This window comes from Streptomyces sp. NPDC057302, assembly GCF_042667685.1.
Classification (GTDB): Bacteria; Actinomycetota; Actinomycetes; order Streptomycetales; family Streptomycetaceae; genus Streptomyces.
This window is the reverse complement of sequence record NZ_JBHUZJ010000056.1, coordinates 52,726-61,177: the sequence shown is the minus strand read 5'-3', so window position 1 is coordinate 61,177 and position 8,452 is coordinate 52,726. Positions and strand designations below refer to the sequence as shown.

The following is an 8,452-nucleotide window of genomic DNA, read 5'->3' as shown; positions in this document are numbered from 1 at the left end:
CTGCGACGGCGGTACGCGGGCCCCCGGCCTACTCCCCAGGTAGGCAACCGGGTTCAGACCACCGGCTGCCTCGGTTGTCAGCCCTCGCCCGTACGGTTGACGCATGGATCTACGACTTCCGAAGCTGCCGAAGCGCAGACTGCTGGCCGCGGTGGCCGCCGTCGCGCTGCTCGCGGGCGCGGGCACCTGGACGGCGGCGGCATCGGACGACGGCCCCACCGTGCACCGCCAGGACCGCATGATGCAGATGCCGGGTGCGGGCGGCGCGAAGATCGACACTTCGTACTTCACCGCGGGCGACCCCTCGGCCAAGCGCCCCGCCGTCCTCATCGGCCACGGCTTCGGCGGCAGCAAGGCCGACCTGCGCGCCCAGGCGGAGGACCTCGCCGCCAAGGGGTACGCGGTCCTGACCTGGTCCGCCCGCGGCTTCGGCAAGTCCACCGGCAAGATCGGGCTCAACGACCCCAAGGGCGAGGTCTCCGACGCCACGCGCCTGATCGACTGGCTGGCCAAGCGCCCCGAGGTGCAGCTGGACAAGAAGGGCGACCCCCGCGTCGGCATGACCGGCGCCTCGTACGGCGGCGCGATCTCCCTCCTCACCGCCGGGTACGACAAGCGCGTCGACTCCGTCGCCACCCAGATCACGTACTGGAACCTCAGCGACGCCCTCTTCCCCAACGGCGTGTTCAAGAAGCTGTGGGCCGGCCTCTTCATCAACACCGGCGGCGGCTGCGAGCGCTTCGAGAAGCAGCTCTGCGAGATGTACAACCGCGTCGCGGTGAACGGGAAGCCGGACGCCGCGGCCCGCAAGCTCCTCGCCGAGCGCAGCCCCCAGGCCGTCGGCGACCGCATCAAGGTGCCCGCCCTGCTCTTCCAGGGCCAGACGGACTCCCTCTTCCCGCTAGGCCAGGCCGACGCCATCGCCAAGGCCGTCCGCGCCAACCACGCGCCCGTGTCCGTCGACTGGATCTCCGGCGGGCATGACGGCGGCGACCGCGAGACGGGGCGGGTCGAGTCACGCGTCGGCTCGTGGTTCGACCGCTATCTGAAGGACGACAAGGGCACGGACACCGGGCCCGCGTTCCGGGTCACGCGCACCGGAGGCGTCGACTCCACCGATGGCGCGGCCCAGCTGCGGGGCGCCAGCGGCGACAGGTACCCCGGTCTGGAGAACGGACAGCGCGAGATCGCGCTCAGCGGGCGCGAGGAGCAGCGCTTCGACAACCCCGCGGGCGCCGCGCCGCCCGCCATCTCCGCGCTCCCCGGCGCGGGCGGCGGCGGACTCAACCAGCTCTCCTCGCTGGGCGTCGGCGTCTCCCTCGACTTCCCGGGCCAGCACGCCGCGTTCCAGTCGGCGCCGCTCAAGGACGACCTGCGGATCACCGGATCACCGAAGGTGCGGGTGCACGTCAAGTCCAGCAGCGAAGACGCCGTGCTCTTCGGGAAGGTGTACGACGTCGGCCCCGGCGGCGGCCAGAAGGTGCTGCCCTCGCAGCTCGTCTCGCCGATCCGCGTGCAGGGCACGAAGGCGGGCAAGGACGTCACCCTCACCCTGCCCGCCGTCGACCACGACCTCCAGAAGGGCCACCGCCTGCGTCTCGTCCTCGCCTCGACGGACCTGGGTTACGCCTCTCCGACCCAGCCCGCCACGTACACGGTGTCCGTGAAGGGCGGCCTCGCGGTCCCCACGGCACCCGGCGTGAAGACGGCGGCGACGCCGCTGCCCGCCTGGGTGTGGTGGCTCCCGGCCTCCGCAGCGGTGATCGCGGCGCTCCTCCTGCTCACCGCGCGGCGCCGGACGTCGGCGCCCGCGCCCGACCCGGAGCTGGCGGAAGTACCCCTTCAGATCACGGACTTGAGCAAGCGGTACGCGAAGTCGGTGGACCGGTACGCGGTCCGTGACGTCTCCTTCAGCGTCGAGAAGGGGCAGGTGCTCGGCCTCCTGGGCCCGAACGGCGCCGGCAAGACGACGACCCTGCGCATGCTCATGGGCCTCATCCGCCCCGATCAGGGCGAGATCCGCGTCTTCGGCCAGGCGATCGTCCCGGGCGCCCCGGTCCTCTCCCGGGTCGGCGCGTTCGTCGAGGGCGCGGGCTTCCTGCCGCACCTCTCCGGGCGCGAGAACCTGGAGCTGTACTGGAAGGCCACCGGGCGCCCCGCCGAGGACGCCCGGATGGACGAGGCGCTGGAGATCGCCGGGCTCGGCGACGCGCTCGCCCGCGCGGTGCGGACGTACTCACAGGGCATGCGGCAGCGGCTCGCGATCGCCCAGGCGATGCTCGGCATGCCGGACCTGCTGATCCTCGACGAACCGACGAACGGCCTCGACCCGCCGCAGATCCGCGAGATGCGCGAGGTGATGATCCGGTACGCGCAGGGCGGCCGCACGGTCATCGTCTCCAGCCACCTCCTCGCCGAGGTCGAGCAGTCCTGCACGCACCTGGTGGTCATGGACCGCGGCCGGCTGATCCAGGCGGGCCCGGTCTCCGAGATCGTCGGCTCCGGCGACACGCTCCTGGTGGGTCTCGCCGACGACATCTCCGATCCGCTGGTCGACAAGGTGGCCGCGCTGCCCGGCGTCGCCTCGGCGGTCCGCGCCGACGGCGGCCTCCTGGTGCGCCTCGACGGCACGGACGGTGCGAGCGCCGCCCGGCTCCTCGCCGACCTGGTGCGCCTGGAACTGCCCGTGGAGTCCATGGGCCCGCACCGCCGCCTCGAGGACGCGTTCCTCACCCTGATCGACGGAGGCACCGCATGAGCGCCACAGCCACGGAGCCGGGCACGGAACGCGCCACGGCCCACGGATACCGCCCCGGCCGTACGCTGCCGCTGCGGGTCGAGGCGGTCCGCCAGCTCAAGCGCCGCCGGACGCTCGTCATGGGCGGGGTGATGGGCCTGCTGCCCTTCGTCCTCCTCCTCGCGTTCACCATCGCCGGTTCGCCGGAGTCCCGCAGTGGCCGCGTGACGCTGATGGACACGGCCACGGCGTCCGGCGGCAACTTCGCGGCGACCTGCCTGTTCGTGTCGGCGGGCTTCCTCCTGGTCATCCCCGTCGCCCTGTTCTGCGGGGACACGGTCGCATCGGAGGCGAGCTGGTCGTCACTTCGCTACCTCCTGGCGGCCCCCGTCCCACGGGCCCGCCTCCTGTGGTCGAAGCTGGCCGTCGCCCTGGGCCTCAGCGCGGCGGCGATGGTGCTGCTCCCGCTGATCGCCCTGGCGGTGGGGACCGTGGCGTACGGCTGGGGCCCACTCCAGATCCCGACGGGCGGAGCGCTCCCCGCGGGCACGGCGGCCCAGCGCCTGGTGATCGTCGTGGCGTACATCTTCGTCTCCCAACTGGTCACGGCCGCACTGGCCTTCTGGCTCTCCACCAAGACGGACGCACCCCTGGGCGCGGTGGGCGGCGCGGTCGGCCTGACCATCGTCGGCAACGTCCTGGACGCGGTGACCGCCCTGGGCAGCTGGCGCGACTTCCTGCCGGCGCACTGGCAGTTCGCCTGGGCGGACGCGATCCAGCCGAGGATGGAGTGGGGCGGCATGATCCAGGGCTCGGCGATCTCGGTGACGTACGCCCTGGTGCTGTTCGCCCTGGCGTTCCGGGGCTTCGCGAAGAAGGACGTGGTCAGCTGAGGGCCCCCGGCCCGCCGTGGCCACATCGAGACCCATCCGCAACGTCCCGGTGCGACCCCCGGGCCCGTCCCCGGCGTCACAGTCACGAGTGCTGACGAAGCGAGGGGGACCACCATGGGGACCTGGAAGATACGGCAGGGGCTGCTCGCCACCGCCGTGGCCGGAGGGCTGCTGCTGAGCGGATGCAGCGGCGGCGGAGGCGAACGGGCCTCCGACAACGCGGACAAGAGCCGCCGCCGCGGCGGCGGCTCCGCGACCGGACCGCTGCCGGCCCCGGCACCCGCCGCCCCGAGCGCCCCGGGGGACGGCAAGCAGGACAGCGGCGAGGAGCGTGACTTCGCCCCGCCCGCCGACTATCTCTCCACCTTCGCCCTGGACGTCGACACCGCCTCGTACGGCTTCGCCCGCCGCACCCTCGCCGAAGGCAGCCTCCCGGACCCGGCGACCGTACGCCCCGAGGAGTTCGTCAACAGCTTCCGCCAGGACTACCCGCGCCCCGAGGGCGACGGCTTCTCGGTGAACGTGGACGGCGCCCGCACCGACGAGGACGGCTGGTCCCTGATGCGGGTGGGGCTCGCGACCCGCGGGGACGGTTCGGACGGTGAACGCCCGCCCGCCGCCCTCACCTTCGTGATCGACGTCTCCGGTTCGATGGCGGAGCCCGGCCGCCTCGACCTGGTCAAGGAATCCCTCGGCGTGATGACCGAGCAGCTCCGCGACGACGACTCCCTGGCGCTCGTCACCTTCAGCGACAGCGCGAAGACCGTGCTGCCCATGACCCGCGTCGGCGACCACCGGGGCAAGGTGCACGCGGCCATCGACAAGATGGAGCCGACCCAGTCCACCAACCTCGAAGCGGGCATCAAGACCGGGTACGACACCGCCGTACGCGGTGAGCGCGAGGGCGCCACCAACCGCGTCGTCCTCCTCTCCGACGCCCTCGCCAACACCGGCGAGACCAGCGCCGACGGCATCCTGGAGCGCATCTCCGACGCCCGCCGCGAGCACGGCATCACCCTCTTCGGAGTGGGCGTCGGCAGCGACTACGGGGACGCGCTGATGGAACGCCTCGCCGACAAGGGCGACGGCCACACCACCTACGTGTCGGACAGCGAGGAGGCACGGAAGGTCTTCTGCGAGCAGCTTCCCGCCAACATCGAGCTGCGCGCCCGCGACGCCAAGGCGCAGGTCGCCTTCGACCCGCAGACGGTCAAACAGTTCCGGCTCATCGGCTACGACAACCGCGAGGTCGCCGACGACGACTTCCGCGACGACAGCGTGGACGGCGGAGAGGTCGGGCCCGGCCACACGGTGACCGCGCTGTATGCCATACGGATGAGGCCCGGCACGAGCGGGCACGTGGCGACCGCCAACGTCCGCTGGCTGGACCCCGAAAGCCGCGTCCCGCACGAGGAGTCGAGCGACATCGAGTCGGGAGACATGGACGGCGGGCTGTGGAACGCCGACCGCGGCCTGCGGACCACGGCGGTCGCCGCCTACTTCGCGGACGCGCTGCGGCAGGGAACCTCCACGCGGACCAGCCCCGGCGACCCCGCCGTGAGCCCCGACACCGGCTCACCGGCCCGGCAGCAGTCCCTGCCCGGCACCCCCTCGCTGTCCGAACTGGCAGAGAACGCCGACGAGTTGTCTGCCGACTCGGACGGCGACAAGTCCCTGCGGGATCTCGCCACCGCCATCGGCCGGGCGGACCGCCTCACCGGCGGGTACGGAAGCGGCGCGGGTGGGGCGGGGGACGACGGTGAGATCCGCTAGCGGTTGCCGCCGCAGAGCTGGCGTTCGGCCCGCACCGGGTCGTTGGGGAAGCGGAACGAGGTGCGCTCCCAGACGCCGGTGACATTGCGCAGGAACCTGCCCGGCGTCATCGGATCCCGCGTCGCCGCCCGCAGCTCGGCCAGCGCACCGCAGTCGAGCGCCCGCCGGGCGGCGGCGACCCCCGCAGGGTCGACGCCGTCAGGGAGGGGGCCACGGCCACGGTCGGCGAAGATCCAGGTGTCCGGCAGCCGCTTGTCGTGGCCCACCCGCCCGTCGATGCGCTCGGAGTGGGCAGCGAGCGGATAGGCGAGGCCGATCGGGTCGAGGGCGGCACCGTCCAGGGGCACCACCGTGCCGCCGAAGCCGAGCGTGCTGTAGACGCCGGTGAGCGTGGGGGAGTTGGCGCCGGCGGAGGTACTCCCGAGGAACAGGCCCGGCGTGCCCTCGCGAGCTGCTTCGCGTACGAGACGGGCGTACGTCACGTTGCTCGGGTAGCCCGCGAAGTCGTGGTGAAGGGGATGGGCCGCGGCGTTCTGCCGGACGTACACCCCGCGCTCGTCCGCGACCCCGCCGGGCCCGATCCGCCCCTCGTAGGGAATCCGCAGCCAGCTCGCGCAGGCCAGGGCCCAGACTCCGACGCCCACCGTCGCGATGGCCCACGCGCGCGTGAACGGCACCAGGAAGACCGGCAGGAGCAGCAGAAGCAGCCCCGGCAGGAACATCCGGCCGTGCATGAAGTCGCCGCCCACCTTGATGACGTACGCCCAGCAGAGGAGCCCCGCGACGACGGGCGCGAGCGCGGGCACCAGGAAGGCGGGGTCCCGTCGCGTCGCCTTCGACGGCAGCAGGGCCGCGAGCAGGAACAGCGCGGGCACCCACAGGAGATAGGGCCCGGCGAAGTCCGCGAGGTAGTCGAAGCCGCGCCCCCACAGGCTCTGCGAGGCCTCCTTGGTCACGCCCGGCAGCGGCATCAGCTGCCCGTAGTACCCGACCCGGAAGACCTCGTAGGCGACCGGCAGCGCGAGGGCCGCTCCCAGGCCCCCGAAGGCGGCCCGCCGCGAGGGCCGCACCATCAGCCACTGCGCGCCGAGGAAGACGGCCGACACCAGCGCCAGGTCGGGCCGTACGAGGGGGCCGAGCCCGACGACCACACACGTGGCGAGCGAGCGCGCCCGCGTCACGAGCAGCAGCCAGGCCCCCGCGATCCAGCAGGTGGCGAGGCCGGTCTCCAGGCCGGACGTGGCGAAGTCCCAGACGGGCGGCAGGGCGAGCAGGACGAGACAGCCCACGGGCAGGGCCGCCTTGCCCGCATACAGCCGCAGCGCCCCGAGCGAGGCGAACGCGAACCCGGCCACGGTCAGCAGCAGCCCGCCGTACATCGCGGCCCTGGCGATGTCGAGACCCGGCAGCCCCGCGAGCACCAGCAGCCACTGCCAGAGGGTGCCGGTGGACGACTCGGCGCGCTCGCCCGCGTTGAAGACGGGGCCGTTGCCGGCCAGGATCTGCCGGACCGTGCGGACGTAGATGTGCCCGTCGTCGGACATCCAGCGCCGCTGGAACCCGGCGACCGCGACGGCGATCGCCGGGAGCAGAAGACAGAGGGCGGTGCGGAGGCGGCCGTGGGCGACGCGTCGGTTGTTGAGCTGACCGAGGACGGCGCCGGATTCGCGGAGGGGGGAGTGCGTCGACGTCATGATCTTTTCATCGGCGCAGGTCAGTGCGGGCTTGAACGTCCCACCTGGCGTGGGGGTCCCGTCAGGCCCGCCGCTCCAGGCCCGCGGCCCGCCCTCTCAGCGGATCTGCCGCCCCGAGATGGCCCGGGCGATCACCAGACGCTGGATCTCGCTCGTCCCCTCGAAGATCGTGTAGATCTTCGCGTCCCGGTACATCCGCTCCACCGGATGCTCCCTGCTGTACCCGGCGCCCCCCAGCACCTGCACCGCCTTCTCCGTCGCCGCGACGGCCAGTTCCCCGGCCCGCAGCTTGGACATCGAGCCCTGCCCCGCGTCGAACGCCTTGTCGTTGCGCGCCATCCACGACGCCTGCCAGATCAGCAGCCGCACCGCCTCGATCTCGGTCCGCAGATCGGCGAGCGCGAAGGCGATGGACTGGTTCTCGATGATGGGGCGGCCGAAGGCGACCCGGGAGCCCGCGTAGTCCAGCGCGTACTCGTACGCGGCCCGCGCGATGCCGAGCGCCTGCGCGCCCACGGTCGGCCGGCTCACCTCGAAGGTGGCCATCGCCGCCTGCCCGCGACCGCCGGAACCGGACTTCGTCCCCTCGCGGGCCCGCGCGAGCCGGGCGTCGAGCCGCTCCTTGCCGCCGAGCAGACAGTGCCCCGGCACGCGTACGTCGTCCAGGAACACATCCGCGGTGTGCGAGGCCCGCAGCCCCAGCTTCCTTATCTTCTTGGCGCCTTCGAGGCCGCGCGTACCGGGCGGCACGATGAACGCGGCCTGTCCCCGTGAGCCGAGGGCCGGATCGACGGACGCGACCACCACATGGACGTTGGCGATGCCGCCGTTGGTGATCCACGCCTTCTGGCCGGACAGGGTCCACTCGTCGCGCGCCTCGTCGTACGTAGCGCGCGTCCGCATCGCCGACACGTCCGAGCCCGCTTCGGGCTCGGAGACGCAGAACGCGGCGACCTTGGGCTCGTCCTCGTCGCCGAAGCACTGCGGCACCCACTCGGCGAGCTGGTCGGGCATGCCCGCGGAGAAGATCCCGGCCACCGCGAGCGACGTGCCGAACAGGGCCATCCCGATGCCCGCGTCGCCCCAGAACAGCTCCTCGTTGGCGATCTGCAGCGAGAGCCCGCTCGGGTCGCCGAAGAGGTCGGCCAGGGACTCGAATCCGTACAGGCCGATCTTGGCGGCCTCCTGGATCACGGGCCAGGGCGTCTCCTCGCGCTCGTCCCACTCGGCGGCCGCGGGGCGCACCACATCGGCCGCGAAGCCGTGCACCCAACCGCGCAGGTCCCGCTGTTCCTCGGTCAGTTCGAGCGAGAAGGCCATGGTGTGTTCCCTTCCGGGAGTCGTTCGGTGGTGGT

General features: G+C 72.6%; 5 protein-coding genes. 3 read left to right on the top strand and 2 right to left on the bottom strand.

Going from position 1 to position 8,452, the window contains the following annotated elements; translation table 11 throughout:
• Positions 1–103: 103 nt before the first annotated feature.
• The 3 genes from ACFUPX_RS30610 to ACFUPX_RS30600 all read left to right on the top strand — a co-directional run bounded on the left by ACFUPX_RS30610 (position 104) and on the right by ACFUPX_RS30600 (position 5,403).
• Positions 104–2,758 (top strand): alpha/beta fold hydrolase, encoded by a 2,655-nt coding sequence (locus tag ACFUPX_RS30610; protein WP_383329847.1) that lies wholly within the window; start codon positions 104–106, stop codon positions 2,756–2,758.
• Complete coding sequence (locus ACFUPX_RS30605) at positions 2,755–3,630, top strand: ABC transporter permease (protein WP_383329843.1); 876 nt, start codon at positions 2,755–2,757, stop codon at positions 3,628–3,630. The genes ACFUPX_RS30610 and ACFUPX_RS30605 overlap by 4 nt, the downstream gene beginning before the upstream one ends.
• Positions 3,631–3,744: 114 nt before the next feature.
• The gene (locus ACFUPX_RS30600; protein ID WP_383329840.1) at positions 3,745–5,403 is read left to right on the top strand and encodes a von Willebrand factor type A domain-containing protein; all 1,659 of its coding nucleotides are present in this window, start codon (positions 3,745–3,747) and stop codon (positions 5,401–5,403) included.
• Here the strand turns inward: ACFUPX_RS30600 and ACFUPX_RS30595 are convergent.
• On the bottom strand, positions 5,400–7,097 hold the full coding sequence (locus ACFUPX_RS30595) for a hypothetical protein (protein WP_383329837.1): 1,698 nt from the start codon (positions 7,095–7,097) through the stop codon (positions 5,400–5,402). The two genes, ACFUPX_RS30600 and ACFUPX_RS30595, sit on opposite strands and share 4 nt — an antisense overlap.
• 96 nt (positions 7,098–7,193) lie before the next feature.
• Positions 7,194–8,417, bottom strand: coding sequence for an acyl-CoA dehydrogenase family protein (locus ACFUPX_RS30590; protein WP_383329834.1), 1,224 nt, complete (start codon positions 8,415–8,417; stop codon positions 7,194–7,196).
• Between the last annotated feature and the right edge of the window lie 35 nt (positions 8,418–8,452).

What these genes read in the sequence shown, in the direction of transcription:
- ACFUPX_RS30600 (WP_383329840.1), top strand. Translation starts at nt 3,745, where the DNA reads ATGGGGACCTGGAAGATACGGCAGGGGCTGCTCGCCACCGCCGTGGCC.
- ACFUPX_RS30605 (WP_383329843.1), top strand. Translation starts at nt 2,755, where the DNA reads ATGAGCGCCACAGCCACGGAGCCGGGCACGGAACGCGCCACGGCCCAC.
- ACFUPX_RS30610 (WP_383329847.1), top strand. Translation starts at nt 104, where the DNA reads ATGGATCTACGACTTCCGAAGCTGCCGAAGCGCAGACTGCTGGCCGCG.
- ACFUPX_RS30595 (WP_383329837.1), bottom strand. Translation starts at nt 7,097, where the DNA reads ATGACGTCGACGCACTCCCCCCTCCGCGAATCCGGCGCCGTCCTCGGT.
- ACFUPX_RS30590 (WP_383329834.1), bottom strand. Translation starts at nt 8,417, where the DNA reads ATGGCCTTCTCGCTCGAACTGACCGAGGAACAGCGGGACCTGCGCGGT.